General features: G+C 47.0%; 19 protein-coding genes and 2 pseudogenes. 20 read left to right on the top strand and 1 reads right to left on the bottom strand.

The features are described 5' to 3' along the window. The first annotated feature begins 142 nt into the window (after nt 1–142). Genes BBH88_RS07640 through pheA form a run of 4 tightly spaced genes read left to right on the top strand, consistent with a single transcriptional unit; the run spans nt 143 to nt 3297 of the window. The gene (locus BBH88_RS07640) at nt 143–658 is read left to right on the top strand and encodes a Spo0B domain-containing protein (RefSeq protein WP_065537022.1); all 516 of its coding nucleotides are present in this window, start codon (nt 143–145) and stop codon (nt 656–658) included. Between the two features lies 1 nt (nt 659). Further along, a complete protein-coding gene (gene obgE, locus BBH88_RS07645; protein WP_065537021.1) occupies nt 660–1949 on the top strand; it encodes a GTPase ObgE in 1290 nt (429 codons plus the stop codon). Nucleotides 1950–1965: 16 nt separating this feature from the next. Continuing rightward, complete coding sequence (locus BBH88_RS07650; protein WP_006828761.1) at nt 1966–2418, top strand: ACT domain-containing protein; 453 nt, start codon at nt 1966–1968, stop codon at nt 2416–2418. Between the two features lie 15 nt (nt 2419–2433). Further along, nucleotides 2434–3297: a prephenate dehydratase gene (gene pheA, locus BBH88_RS07655; protein WP_006828760.1), complete on the top strand. Its 864-nt coding sequence runs from the start codon at nt 2434–2436 to the stop codon at nt 3295–3297. Nucleotides 3298–3913: 616 nt separating this feature from the next. Here the strand turns inward: pheA and BBH88_RS07660 are convergent. Further along, a complete protein-coding gene (locus BBH88_RS07660) occupies nt 3914–4447 on the bottom strand; it encodes a transcription repressor NadR (RefSeq protein WP_006828759.1) in 534 nt (177 codons plus the stop codon). A gap of 125 nt (nt 4448–4572) precedes the next feature. Between BBH88_RS07660 and ruvA the strand changes: the two genes are divergently transcribed. The 16 genes and pseudogenes from ruvA to dtd all read left to right on the top strand — a co-directional run bounded on the left by ruvA (nt 4573) and on the right by dtd (nt 21307). After that, on the top strand, nt 4573–5169 hold the full coding sequence (gene ruvA, locus BBH88_RS07665) for a Holliday junction branch migration protein RuvA (protein WP_006828758.1): 597 nt from the start codon (nt 4573–4575) through the stop codon (nt 5167–5169). Between the two features lie 18 nt (nt 5170–5187). After that, nucleotides 5188–6186, top strand: a complete 999-nt coding sequence (gene ruvB, locus BBH88_RS07670; protein ID WP_006828757.1) for a Holliday junction branch migration DNA helicase RuvB — start codon at nt 5188–5190, stop codon at nt 6184–6186. A 26-nt stretch (nt 6187–6212) separates the two neighbouring features. Beyond that, nucleotides 6213–7265, top strand: coding sequence for a tRNA preQ1(34) S-adenosylmethionine ribosyltransferase-isomerase QueA (queA, locus tag BBH88_RS07675; protein ID WP_065537390.1), 1053 nt, complete (start codon nt 6213–6215; stop codon nt 7263–7265). Beyond that, on the top strand, nt 7262–8404 hold the full coding sequence (tgt, locus tag BBH88_RS07680) for a tRNA guanosine(34) transglycosylase Tgt (protein ID WP_006828755.1): 1143 nt from the start codon (nt 7262–7264) through the stop codon (nt 8402–8404). The genes queA and tgt overlap by 4 nt, the downstream gene beginning before the upstream one ends. Nucleotides 8405–8446: 42 nt before the next feature. After that, nucleotides 8447–8722 carry a preprotein translocase subunit YajC gene (gene yajC, locus BBH88_RS07685; RefSeq protein WP_006828754.1) on the top strand — a complete coding sequence of 92 codons (276 nt, stop codon included), beginning with the start codon at nt 8447–8449 and terminating at the stop codon, nt 8720–8722. A gap of 120 nt (nt 8723–8842) precedes the next feature. Further along, nucleotides 8843–9151 (top strand): annotated as a pseudogene (locus tag BBH88_RS07690) (post-transcriptional regulator). Nucleotides 9152–9712: 561 nt separating this feature from the next. Beyond that, the gene (secDF, locus tag BBH88_RS07695) at nt 9713–11989 is read left to right on the top strand and encodes a protein translocase subunit SecDF (RefSeq protein ID WP_065537020.1); all 2277 of its coding nucleotides are present in this window, start codon (nt 9713–9715) and stop codon (nt 11987–11989) included. 76 nt (nt 11990–12065) lie between these two features. Beyond that, nucleotides 12066–12419 carry a LapA family protein gene (locus tag BBH88_RS07700; RefSeq protein WP_006828751.1) on the top strand — a complete coding sequence of 118 codons (354 nt, stop codon included), beginning with the start codon at nt 12066–12068 and terminating at the stop codon, nt 12417–12419. Between the two features lie 85 nt (nt 12420–12504). Next, the gene (locus BBH88_RS07705) at nt 12505–12795 is read left to right on the top strand and encodes a hypothetical protein (protein WP_006828750.1); all 291 of its coding nucleotides are present in this window, start codon (nt 12505–12507) and stop codon (nt 12793–12795) included. A gap of 1031 nt (nt 12796–13826) precedes the next feature. Then, nucleotides 13827–15212, top strand: a pseudogene (gene recJ, locus BBH88_RS07710) (single-stranded-DNA-specific exonuclease RecJ); the annotation flags it as partial. Beyond that, the gene (locus tag BBH88_RS19795) at nt 15210–15881 is read left to right on the top strand and encodes a single-stranded-DNA-specific exonuclease C-terminal domain-containing protein (RefSeq protein WP_269148250.1); all 672 of its coding nucleotides are present in this window, start codon (nt 15210–15212) and stop codon (nt 15879–15881) included. The pseudogene recJ and the gene BBH88_RS19795, both read left to right, overlap by 3 nt. Next, nucleotides 15872–16384, top strand: coding sequence for an adenine phosphoribosyltransferase (locus BBH88_RS07715; protein ID WP_065537018.1), 513 nt, complete (start codon nt 15872–15874; stop codon nt 16382–16384). The genes BBH88_RS19795 and BBH88_RS07715 overlap by 10 nt, the downstream gene beginning before the upstream one ends. Nucleotides 16385–16478: 94 nt before the next feature. Continuing rightward, nucleotides 16479–18032: a glycosyl hydrolase family 28-related protein gene (locus tag BBH88_RS07720; protein ID WP_065537017.1), complete on the top strand. Its 1554-nt coding sequence runs from the start codon at nt 16479–16481 to the stop codon at nt 18030–18032. A gap of 27 nt (nt 18033–18059) precedes the next feature. Further along, the gene (locus BBH88_RS07725; RefSeq protein WP_065537016.1) at nt 18060–18584 is read left to right on the top strand and encodes a type 1 glutamine amidotransferase domain-containing protein; all 525 of its coding nucleotides are present in this window, start codon (nt 18060–18062) and stop codon (nt 18582–18584) included. 80 nt (nt 18585–18664) lie between these two features. Then, on the top strand, nt 18665–20857 hold the full coding sequence (locus tag BBH88_RS07730; RefSeq protein ID WP_065537015.1) for a RelA/SpoT family protein: 2193 nt from the start codon (nt 18665–18667) through the stop codon (nt 20855–20857). 9 nt (nt 20858–20866) lie between these two features. Then, nucleotides 20867–21307, top strand: coding sequence for a D-aminoacyl-tRNA deacylase (dtd, locus tag BBH88_RS07735; RefSeq protein ID WP_065537014.1), 441 nt, complete (start codon nt 20867–20869; stop codon nt 21305–21307). The last annotated feature ends 37 nt before the right edge of the window (nt 21308–21344 follow it).

Below are 21344 nucleotides of genomic sequence, written 5' to 3' on the forward strand. Positions count from 1 at the left end.
AAACGAAAAGGGCTGCTTTCGCAGTCCTTTTTCTTTTGAAAATAATAGGGATAGTCTGCGCGGCAAGCTGAACACATTATTTTAGGAATTTCCTGCAAACTGTTGGTATACTAGAATAAGAAGTTGAATCGGGACGTGACTTATGGAAAAAACAATGACAGTGGCACAATCGCTTCGGCATGCGCGCCATGATTATTTAAATGAACTGCAATTGATCAAATTGAATTTGGATCTTGGCCGTCTTCAAGAGGCACAGGTGATAATTCGTTCGCATGCCGAAGCGGCTATGCATGCCAGCCGGTTGTCCGACATTGGGCTGCCGCTGACAGAGGAATGGCTGTTGACTGCAAATTGGCGCTTTCCTGAATGCTGTTTTCATGTAGAGTGTCTGGCGGTTAAGGCGCCCTCGCATTTGGATGCGGCGTTTCGGCGTTTTCTGGAGAGTTTTGTGGAAACGGCCAAAGAACGCCTGGATTCATATCAGGCATTCCATGGCACAATTTTGTTGATTTCCACTACTGCATCTTTTGAAATGAACATCACATGTCCGGGAAATTGGCTGAATTTGGAACTATCGGAAGCACCAGGATTTACGGTACGAAAAGAGTGCAGCGAAGACAGCACAATGATAGCTGTTCGTGCACAGATGGAGGGATAATATGTTTGTCGATCACGTAAAAGTTTATGTTAGAGGTGGCGACGGCGGGGATGGCATGGTTGCATTCCGTCGCGAAAAATATGTACCGAACGGCGGACCTGCCGGCGGAGATGGCGGGAAAGGCGGAAATATCGTCTTTATCGTCGAAGAAGGATTGCGGACGCTGATGGATTTCCGTTACAAGCGGATTTTTAAAGCAGAGCGCGGAACACACGGCATGAGTTCTAATAAACACGGTGCCAAAGCCGAAGATACATTGATCAAAGTTCCACCGGGCACAGTTGTTAAAGACGTCGATTCAGGCGAAACGATTGCCGACTTGGTAGAGCATGGCCAAACTGCAGTCATCGCTAAAGGCGGACGCGGCGGACGCGGGAATTCCCGTTTCGCAACACCCGCAAACCCTGCACCGGAGCTTTCTGAAAAAGGCGAACCAGGCTTTGAACGCAATGTCATCTTGGAATTGAAAGTGTTGGCAGATGCCGGACTTGTTGGATTCCCAAGTGTCGGGAAATCGACGCTGTTGTCAGTCGTGTCAGCTGCCAAACCAAAAATCGCTGAATATCATTTCACAACGATCGTTCCGAATCTCGGCATGGTCGAAACGGAAGACCAGCGCAGCTTTGTTATGGCCGATCTTCCAGGATTGATTGAAGGCGCACACGAAGGAATCGGCCTTGGCCATCAATTCCTGCGCCACATTGAACGGACGCGTGTCATTATCCACGTCATTGATATGTCCGGTCTTGAAGGACGCGACCCTTACGAAGATTATGTCACGATTAACGAAGAATTAAAGCAATACAATATGCGTTTGACAGAACGTCCGCAATTGATTGTAGCGAACAAAATGGATATGCCGGATTCTGAAGAGAACCTAGCAAAATTCAGTGAAAAGCTGCCTGAGGATGCCCGTATTTTCCCAATCTCTGCATTGTCGCGCAAAGGCTTGAACAATTTATTGTTCGCGATTGCCGACGTCATTGAAGTGACCTCAGAGTTCCCATTGATTGATGATACGGAAGAAGATTCAGAAAGCACGGTCTTGTATAAACACGAAACCGATGCCGACGGCTTTAGTATTACGCGTGAGTCTGATGGAGCATTTGTATTGACCGGTTATGCGATTGAACGGATGTTCAAGATGACTGATTTCTCGCGTGAAGATTCGATTCGCAGATTTGCCCGCCAAATGCGCGGTATGGGAATTGACGATGCTCTTCGTGAACGCGGAGCGGAAAACGGCGACACAGTTCGCTTGCTTGAATTCGAATTCGAATTTATGGATTGATGCGGAGGTAGCTTGAATGAAGGATATTTCGGAACAACGGTATTATTTAGTGCGTGAAGACGTGTTGACAGAAGCGATGCAAAAAACGCTTGAAGTGAAAAAAATGCTGCAGAATGATCGCATTTCCATCATGGACGCGGTCAATAAGACAGGTCTTTCGCGCTCTGCGTTTTATAAATATCGAGACGCTGTATTTCCGTTCCATTCGATTGTCAAAGAACGGATCTTGACGGTTTTCTTGCAATTAGAAGACCGCTCTGGAACGCTCGCGACACTTTTGCAGGCAGTCGCCGAAAACGGCTGCAATATTTTGACCATCCACCAGACCATTCCAATACAGGGACGGGCGAACGTCACTTTGTCTCTGGATGTAACGGCGATGGACGGGGATTTGGACGTATTTTTGCAACAGCTGAAAAAGCTCGATTTCGTCGAGTCGGCTGATGTGGTATCAAGCGGATTATCTTAATGGAGGAATGTGTAAATGACTGGACAAGCTGATAAAAAACGAATCTCATATTTAGGGCCGGAAGCGTCATTTACTCACCTTGCGGCCAAAAAAGTTTTCCCTGAAGGTGCCTTGGTGCCATTTACAACCATCCCTGAATGCATAGAAGCAGTGGCAGAAGGCAGCGTAGACTACGCTGTCGTGCCGCTGGAAAATGCGTTGGAAGGATCTGTTCCATTGACAGTGGATTATTTATTCCACGAAGCGCAATTGTACGTAACGGCCGAAGTGTTATCTTCGATCGAACAGCATTTGTTGGTACACCCTGATAACCGCAACGCGGAATCGTTTGAAGCGATTTATTCGCATCCGCATGCATTGGCGCAATGCCACAAATACCTTTTTTATACATATAAGAATACACCTTTAGAACAATACAGCTCAACAGCTGCTGCGGCTAAAATGGTCTCTGAATTGCCGGAGCGCAATATCGCGGCCATCGGCAATGAGTTCTCTGCTCATAAATACGGGCTGGACATTCTGCAGCGCGATATCCACGATTTTCATTTTAACCACACACGCTTTTTCGTGTTGTCAAAATCCGATCACAAGCTGACAGACCCGACTCATGACGATCAAATCAAAACGACGTTGATGATCACGCCGCCAGACGATGACCGTTCGGGTGTTCTGCACCAAATCCTGTCCGTTTTTGCATGGCGCCGGCTGAACTTGAGCAAAATTGAGTCGCGTCCATTGAAGACGGGTCTCGGCGATTATTTTTTTATCGCCGATGTGCTAGCAGATGAAAAAGACGCCATGATGCGAGGTGCGTTTGAAGAACTTGCGGCTCTGGGCTGCACGGTGAAAACGCTTGGTTCGTATTATACGTATAAATAATAGAAATGAAGAAGCCCCGCAGCGATTACGCTGCGGGGCTTTTATGTTTGTAGACAAAAAATCATTATTTAGTTATATAAGTTGAGCTAATGACCTTTGCCTGCTGATATTCCACAAATCAGTTCCGCTTTCCTGCGGGCTTGCGCCGAAATCCCGCGGGAGTCTCCACTGATTTGTTCCATATCCTATATGAATGCGGCGAAAAAATATAGGCTCGTTTCGAATTCACTAAATATCTTAGCGCTAGCGCGTCCAAGGGCATGGCTCCTGGTGTGAGCCATGCTCAAAGCGGCCGAAGCAGCGAGTATAAGCTAGTTTCTTTAAGTCTAGCTGTATATTGGTATGTTACTTCTTTAAGAACTCGATTGGTTTTCTCCATTATATTAACTTTAAGTAGTTCGAAGCCCTTTAAAAGAAAGAGCGGAAGGCGGCGACTCCTGGGGTATCAGCACGAGACGGAGCCACTGGACTGAGTGAAACGAAGGAAGCGGCAGAGTCCGTGCCCCCCGGAAAGCGTCCGCCTGGAGCGAACTCTTCAGCTCAACACCTATCCACCTGAATCAATAAAAAAGCCCACAATCCCACAAAATGCGAAATCATGGACTCGATCAAAAGCTTATTCAGTTTCCTCCAATAAAAATCCATTGTCCCGCATGACGTTGACAGCTTTTTCAAGCGTCGTGTTGTCGGGAGCAGTAATGGTGTGGAGATGCGTGCCGTCTGTTAATTCCAACAAGTAGCTGGCTCCCGTATCCCGGACGCGCTTCATGAAGGCTTCGACGTCCTGGACGTTCGAGACGTGGATGCCGGCTGTCAGTTCCCCGTAGACGGGATGCTCAATCGAGACGTCTTTGACGGTAACGCCAGCTTGCACCAGCAGCTTTAATTCGCGTTCGGTGTCTTCAGGCTGGTGACGGCAAGCAATGCGCCGGCTGGCTTGTTCGGTCATGCGCTCAGCTAGGAACAAATAGCCTTGGCTCGTGGCGATGATCGGCTCGCCTTTTGCTTTTAGCAGCGTCATGTCACCGACGATGACTTGGCGTGATACATTCGCAAGTGCAGCCAGTTCGCTGCCGGTTAAGGGCTGTGTAGAAGTTTTTATTTTGTCCAGCAGAAATTGGCGCCGCTGTTCGCCGAGTAGTTTTTTCATGTGGATCCCTCGCTTATCAGATCGTTATCTTAATCTTATCATGTGCCGCACAACAACGGGTTTATTTCGTCTAAAGCAGCCAAATATGGTATAATCAATAAGTTGAATTAAAGGAGAGACTGTCCATGTACGATTACATAAAAGGCAAGGTTACACGCGTAACACCGGAATATTTAGTGATCGAACAGCAAGGAATCGGCTGGCAAATTTTTGCGCCAAATCCGTATTCATTCGGTTCGGAGGATTTGCAGGTATTCCTGCATCACCATGTCCGAGAAGATGCGCAGCTGCTGTTCGGTTTCCCTACATTTGAGCAGCGGGAGTTGTTCCGCAAGCTAATTTCGGTATCGGGCATCGGTCCAAAAGGCGCATTAGCTATTTTAGCAAGTGGACAACCGCAGCATGTTATCGAAGCGATCGAGCGGGAAGATGAATCGTATTTGGTGAAATTCCCGGGAGTCGGCAAGAAAACGGCACGCCAGATGATTTTAGACTTGAAAGGCAAGCTGACCGAGTTTTTCGGCGATTCTTTCGGTTCGGAAGAAACCAATACCCTGCTGTCGAGTGATCAGTCAGAGCTGGAAGAAGCGATGCTGGCACTTGGAGCATTGGGTTACTCAGAACGTGAAATCATCAAAGTCAAACCGCAACTGCGAGACCTGGATCTTGATACAGAAGGATTTATGAAAAAAGCTTTGCAGCTGCTGCTTAAGCAAAATTGATGAAAGGAGGCGAATGGCATGGAAGAACGCATCATAGACGGTGAGGTTTCGGAGTTTGATGACCGCTTTGAGCAATCGCTGCGTCCGCAATTGCTGTCGCAGTATATTGGCCAACAAAAAGTAAAGCATAATCTCCAGATTTTCATCCAAGCCGCAAAAATGCGCCAGGAAAGTTTGGACCATGTGCTGTTATATGGGCCTCCTGGACTCGGGAAAACGACATTGGCTGCCGTCATTGCCAATGAAATGGAAGTCAACGTCAAAATGACCAGTGGGCCAGCCATCGAGCGCCCGGGTGATTTGGCGGCCATCGTGTCGTCATTAGAGCCTGGTGATGTGTTGTTCATTGATGAAATCCACCGCTTGAACCGCTCGATCGAAGAAGTGTTGTATCCGGCAATGGAGGATTTCTGTCTGGATATCGTGGTTGGCAAGGGACCGACAGCACGATCTGTCCGCCTTGATTTGCCGCCGTTTACTTTGATCGGTGCAACGACGCGTGCTGGCGCCCTATCTGCGCCGCTGCGTGACCGTTTCGGCGTCCTGTCACGGCTCGATTATTACGACACAGAAGCTTTGACGGAAATCGTTGTTCGCAGTTCGAAACTGTTCGAAGCGGACATCGATCCGAATGCCGCTGTTGAAATTGCTCGTCGTTCTCGTGGAACCCCCCGTATTGCCAATCGTCTGCTGAAACGCGTTCGTGATTATGCACAAGTGCGCGGAACTGGCTCTATCACAATGGACATGGCAGAGCAGGCATTGGAGATGCTGCAAGTCGATCCACTTGGACTTGACCATATTGACCATAAACTATTGATGGGCATGATCGAACGTTTCCGAGGCGGTCCGGTTGGGCTGGACACGATCGCTGCAAGCATCGGGGAAGAGTCGACGACGATTGAAGACGTCTATGAACCTTATTTGCTGCAGATCGGTTTTATCCAGCGCACGCCAAGAGGTCGCACGGTAACGCAGCTTGCCTACGAACACTTTAAAATGGAGATGCCTGAATGACAAAATTAAACACATCAAACACACCATTGAATATACAAGATTATGATTTTAGACTGCCTGAGGAATTGATTGCTCAAACGCCACTGCTTGATCGTACATCAAGCCGGCTATTGGTCATGAACAAAGTGACTGGAGACACCGCGCATCGTCATTTCCGCGATATTACGGATTATCTGCACGAAGGCGACACTTTAGTATTAAACGATACGCGCGTGCTGCCTGCTCGTTTAATGGGCGTTAAAGAAGACACGGGCGCCAATATCGAATTGTTGCTGCTAAAGCAAGTTGAAGACGGTGTTTGGGAGACATTGGCCAAACCGGCGAAGAAAGTCAAAATTGGCACAATCGTTTCTTTTGGAGAAGGCTTGTTGCGTGCAGAATGCACCGGCATCCTAGATCACGGCGGACGCCATTTCAAGATGATCTACGACGGCATTTTCTATGAGATTTTGGATCAATTGGGTGAAATGCCCCTGCCGCCTTATATCCGCGAAAAGCTGGAAGACCAAGATCGATATCAAACCGTTTTCGCTAAAGAGCGGGGAAGTGCAGCGGCACCGACTGCTGGGCTTCATTTCACCGATGAGCTATTGGAGGAAATCCGTAAAAAAGGTGTTAATATTGCATTTATCACGCTCCACGTCGGACTGGGAACATTCCGTCCGGTATCAGTCGATTCGATTGAAGACCATGAGATGCATTCGGAATTTTACCGCATTACCCAAGAAACAGCCGATTTGATCAATCAAACAAGACAACAGGGCGGCCGCATTGTGTCAGTCGGGACAACGTCGACCCGCACCTTGGAATCTGTTGCCCAGAAATTTGACGGCGAGCTGCAAGAAGACAGCGGCTGGACCGATATTTTCATTTTCCCGGGCTATAAATTCAAAGCCATCGATGGGTTGATCACCAATTTCCATTTGCCGAAATCGACTTTGGTCATGCTCGTCAGTGCGTTGTCAAACCGCGATCATATTTTAAATGCCTATCAACAAGCTGTTGATGAACGCTACCGCTTTTTCAGTTTTGGAGATGCGATGTTCATTGAACCACAGAAAAAGGAGACTCACCAATGACACCAGCAGTAACGTATGAGCACATTAAGACCTGTAAGCAGACCGGTGCGCGCCTGGGCATCGTCCACACACCCCACGGTTCGTTTGAAACACCGGCATTTATGCCCGTCGGCACACAGGCGACGGTCAAGACCATGTCACCTGAAGAACTAAAAGCGATGAATGCTGGTATTATCTTGAGCAATACCTATCATTTATGGCTACGTCCCGGCAATGACGTGATTAAAGAAGCGGGCGGCCTTCATAAATTCATGAACTGGGATCGTCCGATTTTGACGGATTCTGGTGGATTTCAAGTATTTTCACTTAGTGAATTCCGCAACATCAAAGAAGAAGGCGTCCATTTCCGCAACCATATGAATGGCGACAAACTGTTCTTGAGCCCGGAAAAAGCGATGCACATCCAAAATGACTTAGGTTCTGATATCATGATGGCTTTTGACGAATGCCCGCCTTTCCCTGCAACACATGAATACATGAAATCGAGTGTGGAACGCACGTCGCGCTGGGCGGAACGTTGCCTCGAAGCACACGAACGCAAAGCGGACCAAGGATTGTTCGGCATTATCCAAGGCGGCGAGTTTGAAGACTTGCGAAAGCAAAGTGCGCAGGACCTTGTGTCGCTTGATTTCCCCGGTTACGCGATTGGCGGTTTGTCAGTTGGCGAACCAAAAGACGTCATGAACCGTGCGCTGGAATTCACGACGCCACTGATGCCTGCCGACAAACCGCGTTATTTGATGGGCGTCGGTTCACCCGATTCCTTGATCGACGGAGCAATTCGCGGCATTGATATGTTCGATTGTGTCTTGCCGACACGCATTGCCCGCAACGGTACGTTAATGACAAGTACCGGCCGATTGAATATCAAAAATGCTGCCTTCAAACGTGATTTCGGTCCGATTGATGACAAATGCGACTGCTATACATGCACAAATTATTCGCGTGCTTATGTCCATCACTTGATACGCGCAGATGAAACGTTTGGAATTAGGCTTACTAGTTATCATAACCTTCAATTTCTGTTAAACTTAATGGGACAGGTGCGACAAGCGATTCGCGAAGACCGCCTGGGAGATTTCCGCGAAGAATTTTTTGAAGCTTACGGTTTCAATAAACCCAATGCTAAAAATTTCTGAGTTTGTACGAGAATAGAGAAAGTGAAAGGGGGAAATTGAATAATGGAAACTTTAATTGCGTTATCACCTTTACTATTAATGTTCTTGCTAATGTGGTTTTTCATCATCCGTCCTGCCCAAAAACGTCAAAAAGCAACAAAGAACATGCAGACGGAACTGAGACGCGGCGACCGTATTGTGACAATCGGCGGATTGCACGGCCTTGTGGATGCAGTTGACGATGCAACCATCTACATCACTGTAGCTGATGGCACTCGTATGCAGTTTGAACGCCAGGCAATTGCACGTGTATTGGAATCGGCAAAAGCGACAATCTAAACCAAGTAAAAGCGCGCCTTCGATTTTGAAGGCGTTTTTTTAATGAAAAATAATGTCCTTATTCTAAATTTTTCAGTTACAAGGTACAATGGGTACAGTGTAGCGGAAAGGAGTACACGCATGACGAGTTATCCAGAACAATTCGAATTTGTTTTGCCGGCGCTCCAAAGCAAACAAAGCGAATTCCATCATTTTCAATACGATACCTTTACAGAAGAGGATCTATGGGAATTTTGTGTCAAGAAAAAATGACGGAAAAAAGATATAGCTACGATGCACCTTTACGAAATGATCAACGACATTATGGACATGACCGCTTCCGATTTTCTAGCTTACCACCAAGTAGAAGCGTTAAAGAAAGCACGCTGGAACGCCGACAGCACACTCGAGAATATCGAACATCTCTTGCGGCCGTCTCCGAAAAAATAATTTAAGTAGAGCAATTAAAATCATAATTCTATAATCGCTTTGGGTAGAGCAAAGACGATTGCTCCTGCGCAAGCTCGTCGCAAATGATGTCCTAGGAATGTCTGGTCCCTCATTGGCTCACGCTATGAGCCAGGAAAGAGGCCCGTATCATAGCCACTGAATGCTCCTGTGCTAAAAACTAGATAGGCAAGAAGTAACTATACATTTTCTGCTAGCTAAATAGAAGATATGGGGCAAATCAACTCTACATTCTAGTCTACCGGCTGTGAGTGATGCAGCCTGGCGTGACAATACGTCGCGTATACTTACTGCAAAGGACTTGCGCCAAACTAGTTCAGGCACGAAGCCCGAGTGGATTTCTTTCCATATCGTTTACATGGCACTCTTTGGAGTCTTGGCGCTCGCCCGCAGGAAAGCGTCCGCTTGAAGCGGTTTCTTCAGCTCATGTCAACTAAAAAAACAGCTATTTTTCTTCAACTTACCAAGTCCAATTTGACAGTATTCAGCAGCTGTTTCATAATGATAATGCTGTGTTTTACACTACGAGGAGGAAATTTACATATGAAAGCAAGAGGTCGCATCGTTGCCTTTTTCTTACTGGTCATTGTACTGATAGGAATCATTGGCACTACGAGTTTACCCATCGCAAAAGACATTAAATTAGGATTAGACTTGCAAGGCGGCTTTGAAGTGCTTTATCAGGTAGAAGCACTTGAAGGTGGCCAGGAAATTACGGAAGATGTGTTAACGGATACGACAGATGCGTTGATGAACCGAATTAACGTTCTCGGCGTCAGCGAACCGGTCATCCAGATTGAAGGAGAAGACCGCATCCGTGTTCAATTGGCAGGGGTAGAAGATCAGTCGTCGGCGCGCGAATTGCTGTCGACCGAAGCAAATCTGACATTCCGTGATTCGGAGGACAATCTGCTGCTTTCCGGAAATGATCTAAAGCAAGGTGGCGCAACTGGAACATTCGATTCTAACGGCAATCCAATTGTTACATTAGAATTAAATGATCCCGGGAAATTCGCAGAAGTGACAGAGACTATTTCGCAATTGCCAGTCCCTGAAAATGTATTGGTCATTTGGCTTGATTTTGAAGAAGGCGTGGATTCATTTGCGGAAGAACGCTTAAAGGCTGATCCGAAATTTGTCTCGGCACCAAGTGTCAGCCAGCGTATTTCGTCTCCGTCTGTTGAAATTTCTGGATCGTTCACTGTGGAAGAAACGCAGAATCTTGCCGGAATCTTGAATGCTGGTGCATTGCCAGTAAGCCTGGAAGAAATCTATTCGACTTCTGTCGGTGCGCAATTTGGTGAACAAGCACTCGACCAAACAATGGTTGCAGCGGCGGTGGGTATTGCATTGGTACTTATATTCATGCTGGTATATTACCGTTTACCAGGTATGGTCGCGGTCGTAACTTTATCGGCTTATGTTTACTTGATTCTTTTAGTATTCCAATGGATCGGCGGCGTTCTGACATTGCCTGGAATCGCGGCAATTATGCTAGGTGTCGGTATGGCAGTAGATGCCAATATTATTACTTATGAGCGGATTCGCGAAGAAATGCGTGTCGGCAAGTCAATAAAAGAATCGTTCCGAGTGGGCGCACGCTCTTCGTTCTCGGCAATTATAGACGCCAACGTCACAACATTGCTGGCAGCTATCGTATTGTTCTATTTCGGAACAAGCTCAGTAAAAGGATTTGCGACACTGCTGATTATCTCTATTCTGGTCAGCTTCTTGACAGCTGTTTGGGGATCACGTCTGTTACTCGGTCTATGGGTCAATAGTGGCGCACTGGACGACAAACCTGGACTGTTCGGATTAAAGAAATCAACAATTCATACAAAAGAAGAAGGTTTGGAGATCACAGATCTTACGACTCGCTTCGACCGCTTTGATTTTGCGGGCAACCGCAATAAATTCTTTTTGGCTTCGATTGTTTTAATCGTTACAGGAATGGCCGTTCTTGGCGTATTCCGCTTGAACTTAGGGATCGACTTCTCGAGTGGTACCCGTGTTGAAATTGCCTCAGAAGCAGCTTTGACGAAAGAAGAAGTACAAAGCTTCCTTGACGGTGCAGGCTTTGAAACAGATGATGTTGTCATCTCGGGTGACGAATCGAATATCGGAGTAGCTCGTTTTAATGAAGAATTTAGTCAAGAAGAAATTAATAGCCTGAAAACGGTGACTATCGACGAGTTTGGTGCAGAACCAAACGTTTCGACAGTGTCTGCGACGGTAGGTGAAGAATTGGCAAAAAACGCGTTGTATGCCTTATCAATCGCCGCTCTTGGAATTATCATCTATGTAGCTTTCCGTTTTGAATGGCGAATGGGTGTGGCTTCAGTTGTTGCATTGGTCCATGATGCATTCTTCATCGTCGCCATTTTCAGCATGCTGCGGCTGGAAGTAGATATTACTTTTATCGCCGCTGTACTGACCATTATTGGTTATTCGATCAATGACACCATCGTGACATTTGACCGAATTCGTGAAAATATGAAGCGCATGAAGAAAATTGACACTACAGAGCAGCTTGAAAAAGTGGTCAATATATCGCTTCGCCAAACGCTCGGCCGTTCTGTTAACACAGTGATGACGGTGTTGCTGGTGGTCATTGCACTATTGATCTTCGGCGCACCATCGATCACTAACTTCTCTATCGCTTTATTGATCGGTTTGATTGCCGGCACTTACTCTTCTATCTTTATCGCTGCCCAGGTATGGCTGGTCTTGAAAAAAGGCGAACTGAAGAGGAAAGGCCCGATTGACATCGAGAAAAAAGAACAGGAAAACAAATGGGGTTCTGACGAGCCTGTCGTATAAGTTTAGAATTGAAATGGAACAGGGTATAGTTAAAATGACCTTGTTCTATTTTTTTATTTTGAGAGGAGAATCCGCAATGAAATTACAATGGCTACTTTTAATTGGACTTGTCTTTGCAGTAATTATTGCAGTATTTGCCGTTGTTAATGTTGACGAAGTGCCGGTCAATTACGTATTCGGTGAATCCGAATGGCCGTTAATCCTGGTTATCCTTGCTTCCGCTTTGCTCGGATTTTTACTCAGCGGCGTACTAGCAATCATGCGCAACTACCAAATGCAGCGTAAAATCAAAGCTTTACAGAAAGAAATGGCAGTCAAAGAAACGTTGATTGCAACTCAGCAAAATGAAATCGGCGAGTATCAGAAAGCCGGTGTGGTGCCAGATGCTCAAATCGTCACCAGCGAAGAGCGAACAAAAGAGGAAATCTGAAAAAATGAACCTTTCGGTAGAACAGCCGAAAGGTTTTTGTCTGCGATTTTTTGCTGTATAATGAATCGGTGAGGAAGTGATACTGATGATTGAATCTAAAAAAAGATGGCATTTGACGACGCCGGATGAACAGGCAGTAGAAGAAATCCAGAAGGAATTAAAGATTTCATCTGTATTAGCCAAAGTTTTGGTAACACGTGGTTTGGATACTGCGGAAACAGCTCGTACGTTTATGGAAATGGATATCAAAGGCATACACGATCCTTATTTAATGAAAGATATGGATGTGGCTGTCGAGCGAATTCGCCAAGCTATCGACAAGCAAGAAAAAATTGTGGTCTATGGCGACTATGATGCGGGTGCGACACGTTTCTAAGTAAAAAGCTTAGACACTAGGGGAATTCCCAGGAGAACTGATTTCTTGATAGGTGGAATGATGGGGTAACGCCTTGAAATGCCTACTCTGATACTCCGACATGCCTCTTCTAAGGTTATTTTAGGAAGGTATGAAGCTCGGTGAAGTCGGCAGAGAGATACCGTAAATTAGAGAAAGCTTATGCAAGTACCTAATACGAAAGCTGTCCTGAGGTGGATGGTGTGTCCTATATGCCGGGAGTCCATAAAGTATCTATGGTTAGAATGTGCTGCACAAGCACTGACGAATCTCTGAATGTACGGGTCTAGACGTAGTTGTTACAGAAATGTGACAGGTGGCAATGCCATCGCATGTGTGGGTGAGTAAAAATCTGGCGTTATGAAAACCCATAGCTTGTTACAGGCAAGCTCAAGCATGCAGGACCATAGGAGAAACCTAAAGATAAATGTACGGATAAAGAAATCGGAACGTGGAAAGCGAAGGATGCGGAGGTATTAACCTACCTATGAAACAGTTCGGTATATAAAGGGGCAACACCTATTAAAACTGATTTACCTTTCGTGAGAGTGGAGCTGCAGTACCTTTGAAGCCATGATAACAAGTGGTGGAGGGACAGGCTCTAGTCGGAAATTTCAAAGACTTATAAATGCATAACAGACACAGATTCGATTATGACTAAAAGAATCACCACTTGAGAGAGGGGTTGATGTCTGTGGCAAATTCACAAATCGTAAGACATATTAAAAAGTCCAATCTTAGAAATGCAGAGCATTTGTTAAATCCGATGACGCTTCATTGTTATCATAAAGTACCGCGATTGCAAGGTGGTACTGACCAATACAACGACCTCTAATTGGACGATTAGACATCCGAACGACAAGTGAGTTCTGTTAAGTTATGTAGATGAACAAAGTTTTGAAATTTTTCGATGGAACGCCGTGTGAGGTGAAAATCTCACGCACGGTGTGAAGTGGGGGAAAAGCTGGAGATGACTTTCAAAAGCTTACCTATCACTATACGGTGTCACTAGTACCACCGTTATGATGACTGTATTGCAAGATTTAGGGGCCGATGTGTCCTTTATGATACCGAACCGCTTTAAGCACGGATACGGACCGAATAGCGAACTGTTTCAGCAGGCATTCGATAACGGAACCAAACTAATTGTAACTGTTGATAACGGCATTTCTGGCATGGAACAAGTCGATTTTGCCAACAGTTTAGGAATGGATGTCATCATCAGTGATCATCACGATATCGGTGATCAGTTGCCAAATGCGTTAGCGGTTGTTCATCCGCGTCATCCAGAAGGGAATTATCCTTTCGGTGAACTTGCCGGAGTGGGTGTAGCGTTTAAAATGGCGCATGCTTTGTACGAAGAAATTCCGGATCACTTGATTGAACTGACAGCGATCGGCACTGTTGCCGATCTCGTCCCGCTCCACGGCGAAAACCGGCTGTTTGTTAAAGAAGGTCTGGCTGCGCTAATCGATTCGCCGAGTCCAGCAATCTCGGCATTATGCGAAGTGGCAGGTATCAAACAGCAAGACATTACGGAAGAGACCATCGGCTTTATGTTTGGCCCACGTATTAATGCAATCGGCCGTTTGCAAGACGCCGATCCTGCTGTCCAGATGTTCTTAACAGAAGACCCAACAGAAGCACGTTCACTAGCTTCAGGACTTGATGTTTTAAATAAAGAGCGGCAAGCGATCGTCAAGCAGATTTCAGAAGAAGCGATGCAGCAAGTGGAGCAGCGCTATCCAAACGGTGTGCCGCGCGTGATTGTGGTGGCCCAGGAAGGCTGGAATCCTGGAGTTGTCGGCATCGTCGCATCAAAACTGACAGAGAAATTTTATCGTCCATCGATCGTGCTGTCGCTGAACCCTGAAACCGGCAAAGCGAAGGGCTCTGCCCGCAGCATTGAGGGATTTCATTTGTATAACGAGCTGGCCAAGAACCGGGACATTTTGCCTCATTTCGGCGGACATCCAATGGCAGCCGGCATGACGCTTGAGGCGTCTGTTGTGGATGATTTACGCGAACGGCTCAATAAGCAAGCGGAAACCAGCTTGTCTGAAGAGGACCTGTTGCCGGTCATTGAAATCGACATCCCGCTCCGTCTAGATGAAATTGATATCACAGCCATCGAATCGATGCGGTTGCTGGCGCCTTTTGGTATGGGTTTTGCCAAACCAAAGTTTTATCTTGAGGGTGTAAAAGTGGCATCTATTCGTAAAATCGGAGCAGCACAAAACCACTTGAAAATGGAGTTGACGCAGCATGTCGGATCTTTGGATGCTGTTGGCTTCGGACTCGGCCCAATCGGAGATGAGTTGACGCCGGACGTCAAAATCGACGTCATCGGAGATTTGCAGATCAATGAATGGAACGGTCGGAAAAAACCGCAATTGATGGTGGAGGATGTCCGTACGGATCAATGGCAATTATTTGATATCCGTGGCATTCGCCAAGTGTCGCGCTGGTCGAAGCTGATTCCTCAAGAAAACCAGGTCTTCTTGGCTTTTAACGAGGATACACCGGCTTTATTCCAGTCATTCCTGTCGCAGTCGATCTGCACAGTTGCTCAGTTGGATAACGTGCCAGGAAATAAAGATCATCTTGTTCTGCTGGACCTGCCGGAATCGGAAGAGCAATTAGCAGCCGTGCTGGCGAAATTGAAGCCCAAGCGGATCTATGCCCATTTCCATGCCAAGGATTCGCAGTATTTTGAGCAGATTCCGACGCGTGAACAGTTTAAATGGTTGTTCGCTTTCATCAAGAAACGTGGATCTTTCGATTTCAATAAACATTGCGACGAACTGGCAAAACACAAAGGCTGGAGGCGTGAATCAATCTTTTTCATGCTGCAGGTGTTTTTTGAACTCGGTTTTGTTACACTTAACAATGGCATTACCGAGATTGCACAATCGCCGAGCAAACAGGATTTGTCGGAAGCGCCGATTTACAAGAAGCGCGAGCAGCAGATTGCCCTAGAGCAAAAGCTTTTGTATGCATCTTATAAAGATTTAAAAGAGTGGTTCGATGCGAAAGTGTCTGCCAAGGAGGAAGAAATATGGATTTGAAGAAGTACATCACTATTGTTGAAGATTGGCCAAAACCAGGAATCCGTTTTAAGGACATCACTTCACTGATGGACGACGGAACTGCTTATAAGTATGCAACAGATCAGATTGTAGCCTACGCAAAAACAGTAAATGCTGAAATTATCGTAGGACCGGAGGCGCGCGGATTCATCATCGGATGTCCGGTTGCCTATGCCCTTGAACTTGGCTTTGCCCCAGTCCGCAAAGAAGGAAAATTGCCCCGCGAAGTCATTCGTGCCCAATATGGCCTTGAATACGGAACGGATGTTTTAACGATGCATAAAGACGCCATCAAACCGGGCCAACGTGTCTTAATCACCGATGACCTGCTTGCGACCGGCGGTACGATCGGTGCGACCATTAATTTGGTTGAACAGTTGGGCGGAATTGTCGTCGGCTGCGCATTTTTAATCGAATTGACGTATTTGGATGGCCGCAAAAATTTGGATGGCTATGATGTAACAACTTTAATGCAATATTAATAATGAATCTCTTCGCCTTTTTTGGTGAAGGGATTTTTTTCTATCATCAAGGGTATGGACACAAGAGTGACTATATAGTGGAGGTGACTGGAAGATGAAGCTGGAAAAAGAGCACAACCCCCGATTGAATGCTGCATGGATTGACCAATTGCTGAATGATCGCACACCTCTTGAAAAAATTACCCGCGAGACGGAACAATTCTTCACTGCCATTAAAAAAGATTTCGCCGTCAGCAAACACGCCAAGCGGAAAATGAACTTCACCGAAAGACTATGGTCTTTGTTTGCAGAAGAGTTTTCGCCCGAAGATGAACACAGCTTTGAGACACGAGTTACCGGCCAGCAACTTTATCCAGCGTGGAAAGAGCGACTGGACGCTGAATACCGCAAACTCGAGTCCACCATCCAGCGCCGCGTCAATGTTCGGGATTACGGCGCTGTAGGTGACGGGAAAACAGACTGTACAGAAGCTTTTAATAAAGCGTTTGGCAAAGGGGTGGTGGAAGTCAAGGTGCCGGCAGGTATCTATATGGTGGATGGTCTGCGGCTGCCCTCCTGGACCCGTCTAATCGGTGCGGGAAAAGGGCAGACCGTTTTAAAGCTGCAGGCGAAAGCGCCTCGGAAAGCCCGTCTATTGACCAATAGTAATTACCTGTCCGGCAACCGCAATGTTTCGGTGGAAGGGTTGACCTTGGACTGGCATGTCGAACGCCTTGGCGATATCCAAAACACCAGCGCAGGCGGCAATTATTCCAGCTGTCTGACCTATGCACGCGTTACCTATGGTTGGGTCAAGGACGTAGAAGCGCTAAACCCGGGTCTGCATTGCTTTGATATCACGTCGCCGCTTTATAATTATGCTGGGGACGGTCTACGTGGCAAAGGCGGTAGCCGGTTTGTCTGGCTCGACGGTGTCAGCGGCTCTGGTTTTGGCGATGACGGGCTGACGACGCATCACAGCGATTACATTTTCGTATCCAACTCGCATTTCAGCGACCCAAGCGGACGCGCGCATGATCTAGGCTTTTCCAATTCCAATGGTTTTGAAGTAGATGATGGGTCTCGTTATGTCTGGTTGAGCAATAATTCGAGTACTCGTTGTTTCGGGGGAGTCGAAATCAAAGCCCATGCCAATTCCTCGGCAGCATCAGGTGTCCATATCTCGGGTCATCTATCGGTCCACGACAACCGTTCGTTCAATTTCCGCCATATTGGCCACCACAAAAAAGACGATCCGGAATCGCAGTCTGCGTTCAATATCCTCGCGCAGCGTCTGGTGTCGATCGAACCCATCGAAACGCCTTTGTATGAAGGTTCAGCACCGCGCTGTTTGGTCGTGTCAGGCTACCGCAACGTCGCCATCAACCGTTTTCTGTTTGTCGGGGATCCGGACTATGATTACAAAAGGCAGCCAGCTGCAGCCATTCAGTACCGGGCCGGCTGCGTTTCCTTGACCAATGGGGTCATCCGGGATTTTACGACGGCAGGAGCCGACGTATCGATTGCCGGCGGCGAAGAAAGTGCCCGCAATGTCCGGGTGCAGAATCTTATCAGTATCGGCTCTGCAGAACAGGCTGTCGCTGTAGGGAAAGGCAGTGAGCTGATCTATCTGGAGAGTGTCAGAAAGCGGAGTTCCCATCTGCTTTGAATAATAGTATAAAAAGGAGGCAATCAAATGAGATTGACTGGAAAGAAAGTGCTAAGTTTTGTTCATCATGAATTCGAGGATCTGGAATTGTGGTATCCGATTTTAAGATTGCGTGAAGAAGGGGCCCAAGTAGAGCTTGCAGGAGAAGAGGCAGGCGTCGATTATATTGGCAAATATGGCGTTCCGGCGACTTCCGATTTATCCTACGGAGAAGCGCTCGCCAAGGAATACGATGCGATTCTTGTTCCAGGAGGGTGGGCGCCGGACAAAATCCGCCGGTTTCCCGAGGTTTTGGAGCTGGTCTGCTATATGGATGACCAGAAAAAGCCCATCGGCCAAATTTGCCACGCCGGCTGGGTGCTTATTTCCGCCAATATTTTAAAAGGCCGGAAAGTTACCAGTACGCCGGGGATAAAAGACGATATGGTCAACGCCGGCGCGGAGTGGCTGGATAAACCGGTAGTGGTCGATGGCCATCTAGTATCCAGCCAACGTCCACCTGATCTGCCGGATTATCTCCGGGAATTTATTAAAGTGCTGGAGAAGGATTAACAAAGCTTTACATTTAGCCAGTTTGTTTTTTATAATAGAAAGATATACTTTTGGAAAAATTTAAAGCAAGGTGGGCAATTATGGCGAAAGATCAAGTGAGAACAGCTGAAGATGTATTCGAGATGGTTGCGTCTTATATGAATGCCGATCATGTGAAAACAATTAAGAAGGCGTATCAGGTAGCGTACGATGCCCACATGGGACAATTCCGGAAATCGGGAGAACCGTATATTGTGCATCCGGTGCAAGTGGCCGGGATCCTCGCAGAGTTGCAGATGGATCCGGCCACTGTGGCAGCGGGCTTTTTGCATGATGTTGTGGAAGATACAGAAGTTAGCCGTGAAGACATCGTCCGTGATTTCGATGAAGAAGTTGCAATGCTGGTCGACGGCGTGACCAAATTGAGCAAGATCAAGTATTTGTCAAAAGAAGAGCAGCAGGCGGAAAATCACCGCAAAATGTTTGTGGCGATGGCACAGGACATCCGTGTCATTCTGATCAAATTGGCTGACCGTCTACACAATCTCCGGACGCTGAAATACCAGTCTGTTGAAAAGCAGCGCATCAAAGCCAATGAAACGCTGGAGATCTTTGCCCCGATTGCGCACCGACTTGGGATAAATACCATTAAATGGGAACTGGAAGATACGGCGCTACGTTATTTGAATCCGCAGCAGTATTACCGGATCGTCAATTTGATGAAAAAGAAACGGACCGAACGGGAAGAATATTTGAATAATGTCATGAGTGAGATCCGTACACAGCTCGACGAAGTTGACATCAAGGCGGATCTTTTCGGCCGCCCAAAACACATTTACAGTATTTACCGGAAAATGGCGATACAAAACAAGCAGTTCAACGAAATCTATGATTTATTGGCTGTGCGCATTACGGTAGAAAGCATCAAGGACTGCTACGCGGTACTGGGCATCATCCATTCCACATGGAAGCCGATGCCGGGCCGTTTCAAGGATTACATCGCCATGCCGAAACAAAATTTGTACCAGTCGCTGCATACGACCGTGATTGGCCCTCAAGGTGATCCGCTCGAAGTGCAGATCCGTACGGAAGAAATGCACCGTATCGCCGAATACGGGGTGGCGGCGCACTGGGCCTATAAAGAAGGCAAAACCATCGACAAACCGAAAAGTTCAGTTGATTCACGCCTGTCGTGGTTCCGTGAAATCCTGGATTTCCAGAACGACTCCGATAATGCGGAAGAGTTCATGGAATCACTGAAATACGATCTGTTTTCCGATATGGTCTACGTCTTTTCACCAAAAGGCGACGTCATCGAAATGCCGGCTGGGTCCTGCCCAATCGATTTCGCTTACCGCGTCCATTCGGAAATTGGCAATAAAACCATCGGCGCCAAAATAAACGGCAAAATGGCGCCACTCGATACCGAGCTTCATACGGGTGACATTGTGGAAATTTTGACGTCTAAGCAGTCATTTGGTCCGAGCCGAGATTGGCTGAAAATCGCCAAGTCAACACAGACGAAAAACAAAATCAAGCAATTTTTCAAAAAGCAGCTGCGCGAAGATCATGTCCAAAAAGGCCGAGACATGATCGAAAAAGAAATCAAATCACAGGAATTCCCGATTAAAGAAGTGATGACCAACGAAAATATTAAGCGCGTTTGTGAAAAATTCAATTTTGCAGGCGAAGATGATATGTATGCGGCTGTAGGCTTTACCGGCATTACGGCCCAGCAGGTCGTCAACCGTCTGGCTGAAAAAATGCGCAAAAAGCGCGAGCAGGAAGAAGCACTTGAAAAAATCACCGTTGAAATGAAGTCCAATGTACCGAAAAAGCAAACCGACTCAGGTGTTATCGTCAGAGGAATTGACAACATGATGATCCGTTTGTCAAAATGCTGCAATCCGGTACCGGGCGACGATATAATTGGTTTTATTACCAAAGGCCGCGGCGTTTCAGTCCACCGCACAGACTGCCCCAACATTCACTCTGAAGACAATGACCGACTGATTCCGGTTGAATGGGAAAACGCCGGATCGTCAGACAATAAGTCGTATCAAATCGATATTGAAGTGCAGGCCTATGACCGCACTGGGCTAATCAATGAAGTGATGCATATGGTCAGTGAAACGAAGACGACCATTACCGCAGTGAGCGGACGGGCGGATAAAGACAAAATCGCGACCATCAATCTGTCAATCATGATTCCGCACATCTCACACTTGAACCGTGTCGTCGAACGGATCAAATCGATTCAGGATGTTTACTCGGTTCTGCGTGTGACGAATTAAGGAGGCAGCATGAGAGTAGTTCTGCAACGATCCAAACGAGCATCGGTGACGGTCGGTGGGGGTATAACCGGCTCCATCAACTCTGGTTATGTGCTGCTCGTCGGCATTACCCATGAAGATACAGAAAAAGACGCCGATTATCTGGCCGGCAAGATTGCGCAGCTTCGCCTGTTCGAAGACGAAGAAGGCAAGATGAACCGGTCGATTCTCGATAACGGCGGCGAGATTCTGTCGATTTCTCAGTTCACGCTGTATGGCGACGTCAAAAAAGGTCGCCGGCCAAGCTTTATTTCAGCTGCCCGGCCAGAAACAGCTGAACCGCTTTGGCAGGCTTTTAACGAGGCATTGCGAAGTCATGGCCTAGTTGTTGAAACCGGCATCTTCGGCGCCATGATGGACGTCCAGCTGGTCAATGATGGCCCAGTGACGATTCTGGTGGAGTCTAAATAGAAATTTTCTGAGAAGTACAGATAAAGCAGCCTGTGCT

The sequence above is a fragment of the Planococcus antarcticus DSM 14505 genome (assembly GCF_001687565.2).
Lineage (GTDB): Bacteria > Bacillota > Bacilli > Bacillales_A > Planococcaceae > Planococcus > Planococcus antarcticus.

What these genes read in the sequence shown, in the direction of transcription:
- BBH88_RS19795 (WP_269148250.1), top strand. Translation starts at nt 15,210, where the DNA reads ATGGTGGAGGATGTCCGTACGGATCAATGGCAATTATTTGATATCCGT.
- BBH88_RS07705 (WP_006828750.1), top strand. Translation starts at nt 12,505, where the DNA reads ATGATTGAATCTAAAAAAAGATGGCATTTGACGACGCCGGATGAACAG.
- pheA (WP_006828760.1), top strand. Translation starts at nt 2,434, where the DNA reads ATGACTGGACAAGCTGATAAAAAACGAATCTCATATTTAGGGCCGGAA.
- BBH88_RS07650 (WP_006828761.1), top strand. Translation starts at nt 1,966, where the DNA reads ATGAAGGATATTTCGGAACAACGGTATTATTTAGTGCGTGAAGACGTG.
- BBH88_RS07715 (WP_065537018.1), top strand. Translation starts at nt 15,872, where the DNA reads ATGGATTTGAAGAAGTACATCACTATTGTTGAAGATTGGCCAAAACCA.
- BBH88_RS07640 (WP_065537022.1), top strand. Translation starts at nt 143, where the DNA reads ATGGAAAAAACAATGACAGTGGCACAATCGCTTCGGCATGCGCGCCAT.
- ruvA (WP_006828758.1), top strand. Translation starts at nt 4,573, where the DNA reads ATGTACGATTACATAAAAGGCAAGGTTACACGCGTAACACCGGAATAT.
- BBH88_RS07725 (WP_065537016.1), top strand. Translation starts at nt 18,060, where the DNA reads ATGAGATTGACTGGAAAGAAAGTGCTAAGTTTTGTTCATCATGAATTC.
- BBH88_RS07660 (WP_006828759.1), bottom strand. Translation starts at nt 4,447, where the DNA reads ATGAAAAAACTACTCGGCGAACAGCGGCGCCAATTTCTGCTGGACAAA.
- yajC (WP_006828754.1), top strand. Translation starts at nt 8,447, where the DNA reads ATGGAAACTTTAATTGCGTTATCACCTTTACTATTAATGTTCTTGCTA.
- BBH88_RS07700 (WP_006828751.1), top strand. Translation starts at nt 12,066, where the DNA reads ATGAAATTACAATGGCTACTTTTAATTGGACTTGTCTTTGCAGTAATT.
- dtd (WP_065537014.1), top strand. Translation starts at nt 20,867, where the DNA reads ATGAGAGTAGTTCTGCAACGATCCAAACGAGCATCGGTGACGGTCGGT.
- secDF (WP_065537020.1), top strand. Translation starts at nt 9,713, where the DNA reads ATGAAAGCAAGAGGTCGCATCGTTGCCTTTTTCTTACTGGTCATTGTA.
- BBH88_RS07720 (WP_065537017.1), top strand. Translation starts at nt 16,479, where the DNA reads ATGAAGCTGGAAAAAGAGCACAACCCCCGATTGAATGCTGCATGGATT.
- obgE (WP_065537021.1), top strand. Translation starts at nt 660, where the DNA reads ATGTTTGTCGATCACGTAAAAGTTTATGTTAGAGGTGGCGACGGCGGG.
- BBH88_RS07730 (WP_065537015.1), top strand. Translation starts at nt 18,665, where the DNA reads ATGGCGAAAGATCAAGTGAGAACAGCTGAAGATGTATTCGAGATGGTT.
- tgt (WP_006828755.1), top strand. Translation starts at nt 7,262, where the DNA reads ATGACACCAGCAGTAACGTATGAGCACATTAAGACCTGTAAGCAGACC.
- ruvB (WP_006828757.1), top strand. Translation starts at nt 5,188, where the DNA reads ATGGAAGAACGCATCATAGACGGTGAGGTTTCGGAGTTTGATGACCGC.